The 12,979-nt window shown below is 69.5% G+C and carries 13 protein-coding genes and 1 pseudogene; 7 read left to right on the forward strand and 7 right to left on the reverse strand.

From position 1 onward, the window contains the following. Nucleotides 1-7 precede the first annotated feature (7 nt). Complete coding sequence (locus CUC05_RS06985; protein ID WP_108665427.1) at nucleotides 8-148, reverse strand: YHS domain-containing protein; 141 nt, start codon at nucleotides 146-148, stop codon at nucleotides 8-10. 283 nt (nucleotides 149-431) lie between these two features. Between CUC05_RS06985 and CUC05_RS26080 the strand changes: the two are divergent. The 4 genes and pseudogenes from CUC05_RS26080 to CUC05_RS07005 form a co-directional block, all read left to right on the forward strand. Beyond that, nucleotides 432-1,390: pseudogene (locus CUC05_RS26080) on the forward strand (HAD-IC family P-type ATPase); the annotation flags it as partial. 58 nt (nucleotides 1,391-1,448) lie between these two features. After that, entirely contained in the window at nucleotides 1,449-1,748 is a 300-nt protein-coding gene (locus CUC05_RS25525) for a DUF2933 domain-containing protein (protein WP_108665347.1), read from the forward strand. A gap of 4 nt (nucleotides 1,749-1,752) precedes the next feature. Beyond that, nucleotides 1,753-2,388, forward strand: a complete 636-nt coding sequence (locus CUC05_RS07000; protein ID WP_108665348.1) for a TlpA family protein disulfide reductase — start codon at nucleotides 1,753-1,755, stop codon at nucleotides 2,386-2,388. Next, on the forward strand, nucleotides 2,385-3,347 hold the full coding sequence (locus CUC05_RS07005; protein ID WP_108665349.1) for an alpha/beta fold hydrolase: 963 nt from the start codon (nucleotides 2,385-2,387) through the stop codon (nucleotides 3,345-3,347). The genes CUC05_RS07000 and CUC05_RS07005 overlap by 4 nt, the downstream gene beginning before the upstream one ends. Here CUC05_RS07005 and CUC05_RS07010 read toward each other — a convergent pair whose 3' ends face one another. From CUC05_RS07010 to mobF, 3 genes are read right to left on the reverse strand one after another with little or no spacing between them, the layout of a single operon-like run. Continuing rightward, entirely contained in the window at nucleotides 3,348-3,986 is a 639-nt protein-coding gene (locus tag CUC05_RS07010) for a cation diffusion facilitator family transporter (protein WP_108665350.1), read from the reverse strand. Continuing rightward, nucleotides 3,983-4,345, reverse strand: a complete 363-nt coding sequence (locus tag CUC05_RS07015) for an ArsR/SmtB family transcription factor (RefSeq protein WP_108665351.1) — start codon at nucleotides 4,343-4,345, stop codon at nucleotides 3,983-3,985. Before CUC05_RS07015 ends, CUC05_RS07010 begins: the two co-directional genes overlap by 4 nt. 58 nt (nucleotides 4,346-4,403) lie before the next feature. Next, the gene (gene mobF / locus CUC05_RS07020; protein WP_205712177.1) at nucleotides 4,404-7,988 is read right to left on the reverse strand and encodes a MobF family relaxase; all 3,585 of its coding nucleotides are present in this window, start codon (nucleotides 7,986-7,988) and stop codon (nucleotides 4,404-4,406) included. Between the two features lie 592 nt (nucleotides 7,989-8,580). Between mobF and CUC05_RS26085 the strand changes: the two genes are divergently transcribed. The 3 genes from CUC05_RS26085 (at nucleotide 8,581) to CUC05_RS07040 (ending at nucleotide 10,970) form a co-directional block, all read left to right on the forward strand. Beyond that, nucleotides 8,581-8,883, forward strand: a complete 303-nt coding sequence (locus CUC05_RS26085) for a DUF433 domain-containing protein (RefSeq protein WP_420810895.1) — start codon at nucleotides 8,581-8,583, stop codon at nucleotides 8,881-8,883. Between the two features lie 246 nt (nucleotides 8,884-9,129). Continuing rightward, complete coding sequence (locus CUC05_RS07030) at nucleotides 9,130-9,504, forward strand: hypothetical protein (RefSeq protein ID WP_108665353.1); 375 nt, start codon at nucleotides 9,130-9,132, stop codon at nucleotides 9,502-9,504. Nucleotides 9,505-9,983: 479 nt separating this feature from the next. After that, nucleotides 9,984-10,970 carry a hypothetical protein gene (locus CUC05_RS07040; protein WP_108665355.1) on the forward strand — a complete coding sequence of 329 codons (987 nt, stop codon included), beginning with the start codon at nucleotides 9,984-9,986 and terminating at the stop codon, nucleotides 10,968-10,970. An 81-nt stretch (nucleotides 10,971-11,051) separates the two neighbouring features. On the opposite strand, the gene CUC05_RS07045 is transcribed toward CUC05_RS07040, so the two are convergent. From CUC05_RS07045 to CUC05_RS07055, 3 genes are all read right to left on the reverse strand, one after another. Further along, nucleotides 11,052-11,651: a DUF305 domain-containing protein gene (locus tag CUC05_RS07045; protein ID WP_205712178.1), complete on the reverse strand. Its 600-nt coding sequence runs from the start codon at nucleotides 11,649-11,651 to the stop codon at nucleotides 11,052-11,054. 195 nt (nucleotides 11,652-11,846) lie between these two features. Continuing rightward, a complete protein-coding gene (locus CUC05_RS07050) occupies nucleotides 11,847-12,290 on the reverse strand; it encodes a cupredoxin domain-containing protein (RefSeq protein WP_157965309.1) in 444 nt (147 codons plus the stop codon). A gap of 138 nt (nucleotides 12,291-12,428) precedes the next feature. Then, nucleotides 12,429-12,968 (reverse strand): carboxymuconolactone decarboxylase family protein, encoded by a 540-nt coding sequence (locus CUC05_RS07055; RefSeq protein WP_108665357.1) that lies wholly within the window; start codon nucleotides 12,966-12,968, stop codon nucleotides 12,429-12,431. Between the last annotated feature and the right edge of the window lie 11 nt (nucleotides 12,969-12,979).

The raw sequence follows: 12,979 nt of genomic DNA on the forward strand, positions 1-12,979 counted from the left end.
CTGGGCGTCAGGTGTAGTCCTCGGGGTTCTCCTCGAACTCCTCCGCACAGTCCTTGCTGCAGAAGTAGTACGTCGAGCCGTCGTGGTCGACCGTCGCGACGGCGTCGCCCTCCTCAACCATCATGTTGCAGACCGGATCCTTCGCCATCGCATCTCCTATTCGTCGTCGTAGCGTGCACTGGATCGTCGGCACCTTACCGCACGGACTGGAACACCAACCATCCGCTTGCCGGTCATTGCCGTGCTTGCGGGCCCGGGCGGAGAACCCTCTACGATGTGATGTCAGGAACGCTTGTCCCCTCGGCCTGCCTTCCGCTGGCGACCTGCTCGTGGATGGCGGCACCTCTCACTTCCGGGACCCGAAGCGGCACGCCGAGCTGCTCAGATCGTCAAGCTGGTGGCCAACGCCCAGGCCGGCAAGGGTGAGGCGCATCGGTGGGCTGGTCGCCGCAGTGGCGGTGCTGATCATCGCGTGCCCCTGCGCCCGGGGCCTGGCGACCCCGTCCGCGATCATGGTGGGGACGGGCCGCGGGGCGAACATCGGCATCCTCATCAAGGGCGTGGAGGTGCTGGAGCGAATCCGCACCATCACCACGGTGGTGTTCGACAAGACCGGAACCCTGACCACGGGGCGGATGTCGCTGACCGACGTCCAGGCCGCTGCCACCACTGAGGAGGAGCTGCAGCGTCGCGTCGGTGCGGTCGAGGCCGACAGCGAGCACCCCATCGGCCAGGCCATCACCACGGCTGCGCGGTCCCGGGACGACACCCTCCCAGCGGGGAGCGACGAGGCGCTCGCCGGGCATCGTGTGCGTACGGACGTCGATGGCGTCATGGTCTGGGTCGGTCGGCGCAAGCTGCTGGCCGAGGCCGGCCTGATCCTCGCCGAGGACCTCGACGACCGGGCCCGGGCGCTGGAGTCCGCCGGCAAGACGGCGGTCGTCGCCGGCTGGGAGGGTGATTTGCGGGGGGCCTGGCGGTGGCCGACACCGTCAAGGATGACGCCGCGGCGATCGTCGACCGGCTGCACGACATGTCCTGACGGTGGCCATGATCACCGGCGACAACGCCCGGACCGGACAGGCGGTGGCCGACGGCGTGGGCATCGACCGGGTGATGGCCGAGGCCCTGCCCTCCGACAAGCAGTCGGAGGTGCAGCGACTGCAGGCGCAGGGCGAGGTCGTGGCGATGGTCGGGGACGGCGTCAACGACGCCCCTGCGCTGGCGCAGGCCGACCTGGGCATCGCCATAGGCACCTCGCCATCCCCCTGGCGGCCCTCGGCCTGTCGAACCCCATCATCGCCGGCGCGGCCATGGCGTTCTCAAGCGTCAGCGTGGCACGAAGTCCCTGCGGCTGCGTCGCTTCGGCAAGGGCCGTCCGGCAACCTGATCTACTACGCCATATAGTGGTTGGTGCGCCGACAAGGGCGCCTTCGACTGGAGTCACGATGAAGATGCTGAAGATGTGCATGCACCCCAAGGTGATCGCCGCGATGGTGGCCGTCGCCGCCGGGGTGTGGCTGGTCGCCCCCGGCTGGTTCGCTGCGGCGCTGCCGATCCTGTTCCTCGCGATCTGCCCGTTGTCGATGGTCGTCATGATGAAGATGATGATGCCGGGTGACGCTGCGAAGGAGGACACGGCCGACGACTCGTCGGAGGAGTCCCTCCGGGAGCGGTTGCGCCAGCTCGAATCCCAGCAGGCGGCCGTGTCCGAGCAGCTGCGGACCCACCGCCAGCCGCAGGGCTGACCCGATGTCGCTGGGGCTGCCCGACGCGCACGATCTGGGGACGGCCGATCGTGGTCGTCGTCCGGTCGCGCGGTGGGCGGTCCTCGGACTGGTCGTCCTGGTCGTCGCGGGCGTCGGTGCCGCCGTCGCCGCCGGGCTGCGGTCCGACGGCGGCGTGGCGACGGTCTTCCAGCCACAGCTGTCCACGCCACCCGGACTCGGTCCGGCGGTCGAGGAGGTCCCGGAGGACCTGCTCCCAGGGCCCCTGCTCCCCTTGGGTCCCGGACCGGAGGTGGATCTGAGTGCCTACGAGGGGCGGCCGCTGCTGGTCAACTTCTGGGCCACGTGGTGCGGACCCTGTGTGGAGGAGATGCCCGTCCTGCGGGATACGGAACGGTGCTTTGGGGAAGAGGTGGCTTTCATCGGGATCAACGTGCAGGACAACGAGGAGGCCGCTCTGGAGTTCCTGTCCGAACTTGACGTCACCTACGACCAGGCTCGCGATCCGATGGCCGAGTACTTCACGGCGATCGGTGGCTTCGGCATGCCGACCACGCTGCTCGTCGACGCCGACGGTCAGATCACCTACCGCCACACCGGCGCCGTCGAGGCCGCCCAGCTGGACGACCTGTTGGCGGCGCATCTGGGGGTCTCGCCATGAGGCCGTCTCCGCCGGCGGCCGTGGCGTCGGTCGTTGCGCTGGCTGCGGGCTCCTGGCTGGTGCGCCACGTGACCTCGCCGGCGGTCCGCGGCTGGTCGCCACCGTCGGGTGAGCGCGGGCGGGCCGGCGGGCTGGCCGTACGGCGTCTGGGTGCCGGCGAGGATCGGCCGGTCATCGTGCTGTTGCACGGCTTGACCGCGTCGGGTGACTGGTGGGGCGGCGGCTACGACGTCCTCGCGGAGGACGCGGAGGTGGTGGTGCCGGACCTCCTCGGCTTCGGCGCATCGATGGACGTCGACCGCGGCGACTTCTCCCGGGAGGCACACCTGGATGCGCTGGACGCGATGGTGGACGAGCTGGGTCTGACCGGCCGCCCCCTGACGGTGGTCGGGCACTCCATGGGGACGCTGGTGGCACTGCACTGGGCTGCCCGTCGTCCGGAGACCGTCCGGGTGGTCGCGTTCAGCGCCCCGCTGTACGACAGCCGGGAGGAGGCTGAGCGGCACATCGCCCGCCTGGGCCCGCTCGAGCGGTTCTTCGGGCTGGACACCGGGTTGGCCGAGCGCACCTGCGCACTGATGTGTGAGTACCGCAGCACCGCGCAGTGGCTGTGGACCGCGGTGTCGCCGCAGTGGCCGGTGCGGTTGGCCCGACACGGGGTGCTGCACACCTGGCCGGCCTACCTGGGCGGCATGGAGGGGCTGATCATCCGTGGCGAGTGGGAGACCGCACTGGAGCAGCTCGACGAACGGGGGGTGCCGGTGCTGCTGGCCGACGGGGCAGAGGATCCCATCCCGGTGGCCGGGCGGGCGCAGCGGCTGGCCAGCGCCCACCGGTGCGTGCGGACAGCCCGACACCCGTCCGCCGCACACGACCTGCCCGCTGCCTACCCCAACTGGTCGCGTGAGCAGGTGCGAGCGGCTGCGACGGGGACCGATCCATCGATCGATCTCGGCTGATCAACCGCACGCATCGTCACCGCAGTCGATCTTGCCCTCCCAGGCCTCGCGTCCCTCCATCACCGCGAAGCCGGCGATGACGAAGCCGGCCAGGGCGTCCAGCCACGTCCAGCCGAACAGGCTGAAGGCCAGCAGACCGGCGAAGGTGGAGACCGACAGCCATGCGCACAGCCGTGTCTCGGCGGCGTCGGCGATGACCAGTCTGGAGCCGAGTGCCTCACCGGCGCGGCGCTTGGCGCGGGCCAGCCACGGCATGATGACCACCGAAGCGCCGGTCAGGGCGACACCGATTGGGCTGGCGTCTGGCGTCTCATCCCCGAGCAGGCGGATGACGCCCTCGACTGTGACGTAGGCCGCCAGGGCGAAGAACGTCGCGGCGATGAACTTGAGCGATCGCCGTTCAGCGGCTTCGTCCACCTCACCACCGCGCAGCTCGGAGAGCAGTCGGTGCAGCACCACGCCGGCGGCGGCCACCTCGATGCCAGAGTCCACCCCGAAGCCGATCAGTGACACCAGGCCCGCGGCCACGCCTGCGCCGACGGCGATGACGCCCTCGACCACGTTGTAGCCGATGGTCAGCTGCTCCAGCCGCACCGCGCGACGCGCAGGGCCACGTTGCCGGAGGTCGGTCGCCGTCATCCCGTCACCGCGTCGCCGTAGGCGGGGCACAGGGCGACGGCGTGACCGGTCGCGGCCAGTAGATCCTCCGCAGCGGCCAGCAGGCGCCGTAGCTCCACCTCCGGCGCCAGGGCGTACACCGTCGCCCGTCCCTCCGGCCGACCGACGATCAGGCCGCAGTCCCGCAGGCACGCGCAGTGCGCTGAGACGGTGGACTGGGCCAGCTCGAGCTGGCCGGTCAGGTCCACGACCCGCTGGGCGCGGCCGGCGAGCAGCTGGAGGATCGCCAGCCGCGTCGGGTCCCCGAGGCTCCGGAACAAGCTGGTCGCGCTCGAGAACAACGCCGGTTCAGTATCTACATCTACCGCTGTCATCGTCATACAGCGATGATATCCGCCCGACCACGCCTGACATCGGGCAGCGCATCCAAGGGTGGTGTCAGATGCCACGACCGGGTCCTTCCAGGGTGCGTTGATGCCGTCTGCCCACGTCATCTGGGCGGTACTGCTCTGCGATGGCGGTCTGATGAGCGCGACGCATCGCAGCCATGGCGAAGGAGCGTCCCGGCGTCGGTTCGACGTACTGCCTTCGACCGAGTGGCGCATCGCCCGTGACGGCGTGACGGTCGCGATAGGCGGCGACGGTGGCCAGGTCACCGAACCACTCCCGGCGTCGGTGTGCATCGACGGGGGGTCGGCCAAGGTGGCGCGTCCACCTGGCGCCATCGGCCAGAGCGGTCCGGCCGAGCTCCTCGGCGCGCTGCTGGATGAGCTGTTGACGAACGTCGAGTGCGGTTCGCATGTCGCCGGACATGGATCCTGTGACCACAGGGATCAGTCCGGCGATCAAATCAGGTGGTCGGGCTCGGGTCTTTTTGGCCAACGTGCTCACGGCAGTCTGGGCCCGGTGGTGCAGGACCGCGGCGATGTCATCGACGTCCTCCAACGGTCGTGCGTGCACGAGTCGTGGCAGGAGCGCGCTGACATCGAGGCGGTGGGCTTCGATGGTGCGCAGCGTGGCGCAGAGCGGTCCGAAGGCGTCAGAGGCGATGACTGCCTCCACCTGGTCCTCGCGTAGACCGCATGCACGGATGAGGGAGGTCCAGCGCGGTCGCTGTGCTGCGGCGGCGATGGTGTCGTACTCCGCGGCGAGCTGGGCGATGCTGCCGTAGCGGTCCTGTTCGGCAGTGATCATCTGGTGAGCGGACGCCTCGGCACCGATGCGGGCGAGCACGCCGGCCAGTACCGCCCAGCCGGTCGGTGCGTCGGTGTGCTGGTGGGCTTCGATGTCGAGGGTGTCGGTGCAGGTGTAGGCGTCGTTTGACTGTCGTCCGCGGGTCATGGCGACGTACAGCGTCTCCCGGGTCATCCCCGGACCGACGATCGCGTGAGCGGTGTCCACCGTCGCGCCCTGCGCCCGGTGCACGGTCGTTGCGTAGCCCAGCTCGACGTGGGCGTCGACGTAGCTGGCGGGCAGTCGTGTCGGGCTGCTGGACGGCAGGCGCTGGCGGCGGACGTCGACGGTGCCGTCGGGGTGCAGGGCGGTGATGCGCCAGCGGTCCCCGTTGCGGACCCACCCGCCGGCGCCGTGGAGGCGCCGGTCGTTGCGACGGGTCACCACCACGTCGCCGACCCCGGCGGTGGTGCCGTCGTGCAACGCCACCGTGTCCGCTGCGTCGACGTGGCCAGAGGCGATCAGGTCGGCCTGGGCGCGGATGTTGAGGGCGAGGACCTGATCGCGGGTGGGGGCGATGAGCAGGCTGTGCTTCCCGGCGGCCTGGTCGGTCTGCCAGGCGGTGTAGGCGGTGTTGAGCATCTGTTCGGTGTCGCCGTCGTGCAGCCGGTCGTGCTGGCTGTAGGTGTCGAGGACGGTGGGGTTGCCGTCGCGTAGTTGCAGGGTTGCGGCGGCTTCCCAGGGCTGGGTGAAGCGGCGGACGTCGGTGAGGTGTGCGACGTCGTCGCGGTCGCGGGCGAGGAGTTGCAGGGCGCCGCCGGCATCGACGGATGCGAGCTGTGCGGGGTCGCCGACGACGAGGACCTTGGCGCCGACGGTGGCGGCGTGGTCGGCGATGGTGTGCAGGCTGCGGGTGCCGGCCAGGGACGCTTCGTCGATGATGACCAGCTGCCCGGCCGTCAGGGTCGCGTTGCCGGCGTGGTGGTCGTGCAGCCACTTGGCGAGCGTGTCCGCCGGGACGCCCAGGTCCTGACCGAGGACCTCGGCGGCGGCCGCGGATGGGGCAAGGCCGATCACCGAGTTGGCGCCGTAGAGGCTGGTCCAGGCCTGGCGGAGGGTGCGCATGGCGGTGGTCTTGCCGGCGCCGGCAGGGCCGATCAGCACATCCACAACCCGCCCCGACGTCGCCACTGCGGTCACCGCGGCGGCCTGATCGTTCCCGAGCCCACCCGCCGTCACGGCCTGGTCGCTTGTGTGGGGAGGAAGGGTCGGTGCGGTGGTGGTGCGGCCGAGGTCGAGCAGCCGGTCCTCGGCGGCGAGAAGCTCGGCTGAGGTGAACACCTCACTGTGACGGGGTCGCAGCACGCTGGTCCCATCCGCACGGCGGAGCTCTGCGGGGACGGTGGCGAGTTCGGGCGGGGTGAGACGGACGGACTGCTGTTCGGCTGCGTGCACGATCCGCCGCACGAGGCGCTCACGGTCGGTGGTGGTTGCGAAGCGGACGCCGGTGAGCTGGCGGGATGTCTCGGCGTGCAGGTTCCATCGGTGCCACGTCGACCGTCGTTCACCCACCACGTCCACGACCTGAGCTGCAACGCCTGCAACGGTTGCCTCCGACAGCGCGTCGGCGGTGAGCAGCTGCTGTCTGCGCTGGCCGTCGTGTAGCAGACCGGCTGCCCAGTCCTCGGCGGGCCGGGCGAGGACGGCAGAGGCCCGTTCCCGCCAGCTGGTCATCAGCGCTGCGAGTGGCGTCACCGTCTTGTCGGGCCGGGTGGCCAGGGTGGCCTGCTGCCGCAGCTTCAGCACCGTCCGGGCTGTCGGCTGGTGGCCGTGTTCGGCGACGTAGGCGGCGACCAGGTCGTCCTTGACCGCCCCGATCGCCGCAGCCCGCGACGAGAACAGCTCGAGCAGCTCCTCGGGGACGCCGGTGAGATCCCAACAGGCGTTGCGATCAGCGCCACGGTCGCGTTGGTGCCAGGTGAGCCCGAGAGTGCGGGTGAGGTGGTCGGCCAGCACCGCTCGGTAGTGCTCCGACAGCGCCACCATCGCCGCATGCACCGGCCGGCCATCCAGGGATCGCCACTTGCCATCGAGGGCGGTCTGGACCTTGTTGGCGATCACGACATGGGTGTGCAGCTGTGGATCCCCCGCACGGGAGTCGACGTGATCGAAGGCGACTGCGCTCACGCCGGTGACGTCGACCTGGGCAACCGCCCCATCCCCGGCATCCGCGCCCATCCGGGTAGCGGCCACCTCCGCCTCGAACAGCCGCAGGACATCGTCGATGGCCGCATGGTGGGCAGCGACGATCTTGGCCTGCACCTCAGCGGGGGCGAGGGCCCACAGGACCGACACCGACTTGGGGACCGAGAAGGTCAAGTCGAACCCGGCAACTGCGCGACGGGTCGGTCGCGAGGCCTCTGCCGACTCGATGGACGCCATGGCCGCGGCCCGCTGCTCACGATCCAGCCCCCCATCGAGCCGGGCGACCCGCGCCGCCACCCGCTCCGCCCGGGACAGGTACTGGGGGTAGGCACGACCCAGCGGGGCGCCGGTGATCGGGTCGCGCCCTTCGCCCAGCAGCAACGCCAGCTGGGCCTCCTCCACCACATCACCTGCCCGGATGCGGCCGTCCCCGAGGCCGGCCAGGCCGCTGCCGAGCCATCGCCCGGGTGGGGTGCCGTCCGCGGTGTAGTAGGCCGTCAACGGCAACCCGGACTGACGTTGCCCATCGCCGATGGCGACCGACGACGTCAGGTACCGGTAGCCATGCCCAGCCGACATCACCCGCATCGACACCGTCACCCACACCACCCCCGACACGCCGACCGACCAGGACGCGCGGCCCACAGCCCACCTCGAACTGCAAGACGCGTGTCTGGTGTGACGGGGCCGAGGGGCTGTCTGTGTCAAGGATCCTGGAAGACGTTCGGGCGCTGCGATGGCTCGCGGTTTCGACGTGGCTGGCGGAGATTCCTGACACAGCACGGGCGGTGCCTGCGTCGTAGTTCGCGATGGCGACACGGCTGCCGACGAAGGCTCAGGAGGAGGGGCGCGCAAGGAGCTCGCGGTCGTCAACGTCGTCCGTCGGTACGGACGATCGCAATCCGGTCCTGCGCACGACGACGTCCTCGCCAGTTCCTGGTCGGAGCGCGACTGACGGGCGCGGCGCCACGGACGTCGCGGACTACGTGCGCCAGGTCGTCGACCGGGCCCCACCGCTCTCGGCGGCCCAACGAGAGCTGCTCGCCGACATCCTTCAGCGCCATGACGATGCAGGCACAGCGAGCGCTCCCGCCTGACGCGTGATGTCAGTGCGGGGACGTACGGTCCGGTCGATGACGTCCGGGAGCTGGCGCCCCGCGGCCACTACCTCGCTGCCGAGGTCAGCCGGCAGCCATCTGCGACGAGGTGGGCTGCGCGGCAACGTGACCTCAGCCACATCGAAGTCAACCCCGACCGGCTCTCCGGCAGCCCCGTGATCGCGGCTACGCGGAGTCCGGCTGACGACGTCGCCCGGCTCGCAGCTACGGACGACGGCGAGGCGATCCTCTGGGCTGACTACGGTCAGACCGACGAGCAGATCGCTGATGCGAGGACGTGGTGGGCCGCAGTCACGGGGTACGCCCCTGCTTGCGGCCTGACCAGCCAGGGGCATCGGGCGACTGCTGTTGATCGACGCCAGCTTGGCGCCGCGCATCGCGACCGTGCTGGCTCCACCGACCCGCTGTGGGGATCCCTCTGACACACGATGGAGGATCCGTGCATCGTCACCATGGCCGCCGTCGTTGCCGTTCTGGCCTTCGTGGGCCGCGTCGCGCTCGCTTCGTGGGCCGCTCCGATGTGACCGGTGCGATTCGTCGGCGTCATGGGTGAACCGCGCGTGAGATGTCGTTGCCTTGAGGAATCCTCGCTCGAACCCTGACCGAGCGTTGCCCCTTGGGGGTATCCACGACTTTGGGTCGTGCCGCAACCTGCCGATATAGTCCGCATGGTGCGCGTGCTCGTGCTCCTCTGCGTGAGCGTCATCGTGGTGACGCAGGGCCTTGGCGTGCTCGTGGCACATCCCCACTTCGACGCCATCGGGGACGGTGGGCAACACATCCATTCCTACGTCCCTGATGCCGATGGCCACACCGGGCATCCGGAGGACGCCGCGCCGGCCGAAAGCGAGCACCGGAGGGGGCAGCCCACCGCGCGCCTGTCCGGCTTGGTGCTGCTCTGGGCTCTGGCGTTCGTCGCAGTTGTGCGCGGCAACCGGTCCGCCGATCAATCAACCGGCCCGGTGATGCCCGGCACCCGCGCAGGCCGTCCCCAGAAGCGTCATCCCTCGCGGCTCGCGCTGCTCGCCATCCTCCGGATCTAGAGGACAGCGGGTCGCCCGGCCCGTGCTGCTGCGTCCGCACCCGGCGCGCCAGCCCGCCCGGGCGTTCGTCACGCGACCACCCGTGGTTCGCGTGCACCGCTGACCCGCCTCGCTGCATTCGGGTGCGACCCGCGACCACTGGCTCCTGCCGGATGGTCCCAACGAGTCGCGACCAAGGAACGCATCGCCATGACCACCCCCAACCAGATCCGGCGACCGATGCCGGCCAGCCTCGTGCTGCTCGGCCTGCTCGCCGCGCCCGACGCGGCCCACTCAGCGCTGCAATCCGCACACCCCGCCCCTGACAGCGGTACAGACCAGCCCGTGGACACGCTGTCACTGTTCGCCTGGCCTATCGAGGTCCTTCGTGACTCCGTCCAGGCCACCAGCCCCGTCGGCCAGACCCAACTCGAACCAGTCGGGCCTCCGACAGCGTCGCCCCCACTCAACCGACCGTTGTGTCGAGCGGAGGCATCGTCGTGATCCCCTCCCGTCAGGTGCCGCTTCGGCCGGGCGATCTCGTTGCGGTCAGGTCCGCCGAGGACATCATTGCGACCCTTGATGCTGACGGACGGCTTGAAGGACTGCCCTTCATGCCGGAGATGCTCACCTACTGCGGTCAGACCATGCGCGTGCACAAGACGGCAAAGGTGACCTGCGACGGCCGGGCTGACCTTCGAGAGATGGATGACGCCGTGTTCCTCTCCGGCGTTCGCTGTGACGGATCTGCTCACGGCGGATGCCAAGCACGGTGTCTGATCCACTGGAAGGCCGCGTGGCTGGAACGTCTTGACCCCGACAGTGTCCGGGCGCTACCAGGCTGCGGCGAGCAGCTGACGCCGTCGCAGCGGGAGCGGCTCCTGCCGCTGGTGGCCCCGACCAGACGCAACACCGATGGCGAGAGCCCGGCCCATCTGTGCCAGGCCACCGAGATCCTTGACGCGACGCGGCCATTGCCATTCACCCGACTGGCGCAGTACCCGCATCACGTGCGCAACTGGGGGCTGCGCCGGCTGGTGAAGGTCATGCTCGTCGCGCTGGTCAACAAGTACCAGGTCCTCAGCCGCCGGCTCCCACGACGGCTCCAGGTCAACGGGGGCGCGACCTTTCCGGCCGTGCAAGGCTCCCTTCGGAAGACACCGCCTGCCCCGTTCGAGCTACGACCCGGCGACCGCGTGCGGATCAAGAGCCGAGAGGAGATCGAGGCGACCCTGGACGCGAACAACGCCAACCGCGGCCTCATCTTCGATGTCGAGGAACTCCGCTTCTGTGGACAGGAGGCCACCGTGCTCCAACGCGTCGATCGCATCATCGACGAGCGCACCGGCAGGATGATCGACTTCAAGTCTGACGCCTACGTGCTGGACGGAATTGTCTGCCCCGGCGACTACCACCGCCTCTGCGCCAGAGGCATCTACTCCTACTGGCGCGCCGTGTGGCTGGAGAAGCTCCCGCCAGCGCCGTAGGGGGGGGGCAAACGGGTGTCCGGCGACCGGGCACCCGCTTGACCCAGAGGTGTCGTTGCCAGGAATATCGCACACCACGTACTACTCGGCTGGGCACTGTCGGTCGGCGGGGCGGTCGAAGTCCGGTACGGGTCGTGTGTTGGCCTCCTCGCGAGTTGTCGCGGCGCCGTTTTCGGCAATGTCCTCGATCAGCCAGTCCATCTCCAGGATCTCACGGCGCTGGGCTTCGCTGATCGCCACGGCCAGATCGCACACTCGAACGTCGTCATTGTTGAACCGCTCGGAGCGGGTGATGGCCAAGGAGTGGTGAGGGATCATCGCCTTCATGAACGCGCCGTCATCGACAGTGGCCTGGCTGCGGTCGAGGGTCACGCCGACGGCGAAGACAAGAAGACTGACCACGACAATGGCGATGTTGACTTTGGTACTGCGGTACATGTTGAGCATCCAGGCGAGCATGACCAAGCCCATCGTGCCGCCCATGGTGATTGCCATGAACACGCGGCTCTGGCTGAACCGGACGTGGCTCAGCTCCCACGAGCCGACGAACATGACCCAGTACATGACCACGATCGCGGTCAGGATCATGGCGCCGAAGCGCAGGTACATGCCCTTCTGCATGCCCGAGCCGTCGTGATCACCGTCGGTTGCGTGGTGCTGGTCGGCCTGGTCGGATGTCATCAGTTCAGCTCCTGTGCAGTCGGGTTCGGGAACGGTGCAAGGCAATCGCGGGCGAGCGACACCAGATGTCCGCGCCGCGGGCCATACCCGGATGAGTTGTCGGAATAACCCCTTCTGCCGATGCCGTGGTCCAACGCGTCTCGCCGGTGAGCACGGTGAGGTCGTTCTTCCTGCACGACCGGCACCCTGCTCGGCTCAGGCCGGCTGGACGGTGATCACCATCCCGGAGGCGTAGTGGCCAGGTTGGTGGCAGCCGATGAGGGTGCCGTCCGGGCCGCCGGTCACGAGCAGTTCGGCCGCCTCGCCGGGCTGGACGGTCACGCCGTCGGCGTCGGAGTCGTCTGTCCCGTGGTCCATGTCGGCCATCTCGGCCATTTCCTCCTCGTGGGCCTCCTGGGCGGCCTCGTCCCCGACGAACGCGTCGTGGGCGAGGGTGCCCTCGTTGGCGAACTGCACGCGGACGGTCTCGCCGTCGGCCACGGTGATGTTGGTCGGTTCGAAGGCGATGTCGCGCATCATCACCTCGATGGTTCGGGTTGCTGCGGTGTCGTCGTCGCTGGGGGGCGAGGAGCTGCATGCAGTCAGGAGGAGGCAGAGGACGGCGAGGGCCATCCAGAGGACGCGGTGGGTGGTGGGCATGGTGATCATTCTCCGTCGAAGGTGCGAAGTCGGAGCGAGTTGCCCGCGATGGACGAACTCCAGGCCGCCATCGCTGCTCCGTGATGAGCGGGTCGAGGTACCCGAGCCCGCGAAGGGGGTCGTCAGTGCGGGGGCCAGTCAGGGCGAAGGCTCGAGCCCGGCCACCAGGTTGAATGATCCGGTGAGCACGTTCAGCGCGACCAGGGCGACGATGTCGAGGATGTCGCGGTCGGACAGCCCCAGCGCGCGGAGCCGGGCGACGTCGTCGTCGGTGGTCGAGCCCGGGTCGACGTGGACCTGCCAGCCGAAGGCGACGATCTCGGCGAGCCGGGGGTCTGCGGAGGTTCCCTGCTTCGCCATCGCGATCTCGGCCTCGTTGATTCCAAGGCGGCGCGCGGCGTCGGTATGGGCGGTGAGGCACAGCGCGCAACCGAGGTTGGACTGCACCGCCAGCGAGATCCGCTCGGTGAGCGTTCGAGTCAGGCGGCTGCGGCCCATCGCACGGGAGAGCTCGAGGTAGCCGATCAGGGTCGAGGGGGATCCCGCCATGGTGGACACCATCGGCCCGACGGGGCCGCTGCGGGACTCCAGCTGGGCGAGGCGCTCCGCCACGCCTCCGCTGGTGGTGGCGGAGGTGTGGCGGGGGAAACGGTCGGAGGTGGTGGTGACGGTGGACATGTGGGTGCTCC

The sequence above is a fragment of the Euzebya rosea genome, assembly GCF_003073135.1.
GTDB classification, from domain to species: Bacteria; Actinomycetota; Nitriliruptoria; order Euzebyales; family Euzebyaceae; genus Euzebya; species Euzebya rosea.

Coding starts and splice junctions, on each gene's coding strand:
- CUC05_RS06985 (WP_108665427.1), bottom strand. CDS start 148: ATGGCGAAGGATCCGGTCTGCAACATGATGGTTGAGGAGGGCGACGCC.
- CUC05_RS25525 (WP_108665347.1), top strand. CDS start 1,449: ATGAAGATGCTGAAGATGTGCATGCACCCCAAGGTGATCGCCGCGATG.
- CUC05_RS07000 (WP_108665348.1), top strand. CDS start 1,753: ATGTCGCTGGGGCTGCCCGACGCGCACGATCTGGGGACGGCCGATCGT.
- CUC05_RS07005 (WP_108665349.1), top strand. CDS start 2,385: ATGAGGCCGTCTCCGCCGGCGGCCGTGGCGTCGGTCGTTGCGCTGGCT.
- CUC05_RS07010 (WP_108665350.1), bottom strand. CDS start 3,986: ATGACGGCGACCGACCTCCGGCAACGTGGCCCTGCGCGTCGCGCGGTG.
- CUC05_RS07015 (WP_108665351.1), bottom strand. CDS start 4,345: ATGACGATGACAGCGGTAGATGTAGATACTGAACCGGCGTTGTTCTCG.
- CUC05_RS07030 (WP_108665353.1), top strand. CDS start 9,130: ATGGTGCGCGTGCTCGTGCTCCTCTGCGTGAGCGTCATCGTGGTGACG.
- CUC05_RS07045 (WP_205712178.1), bottom strand. CDS start 11,651: ATGACATCCGACCAGGCCGACCAGCACCACGCAACCGACGGTGATCAC.
- CUC05_RS07050 (WP_157965309.1), bottom strand. CDS start 12,290: ATGCCCACCACCCACCGCGTCCTCTGGATGGCCCTCGCCGTCCTCTGC.
- CUC05_RS07055 (WP_108665357.1), bottom strand. CDS start 12,968: ATGTCCACCGTCACCACCACCTCCGACCGTTTCCCCCGCCACACCTCC.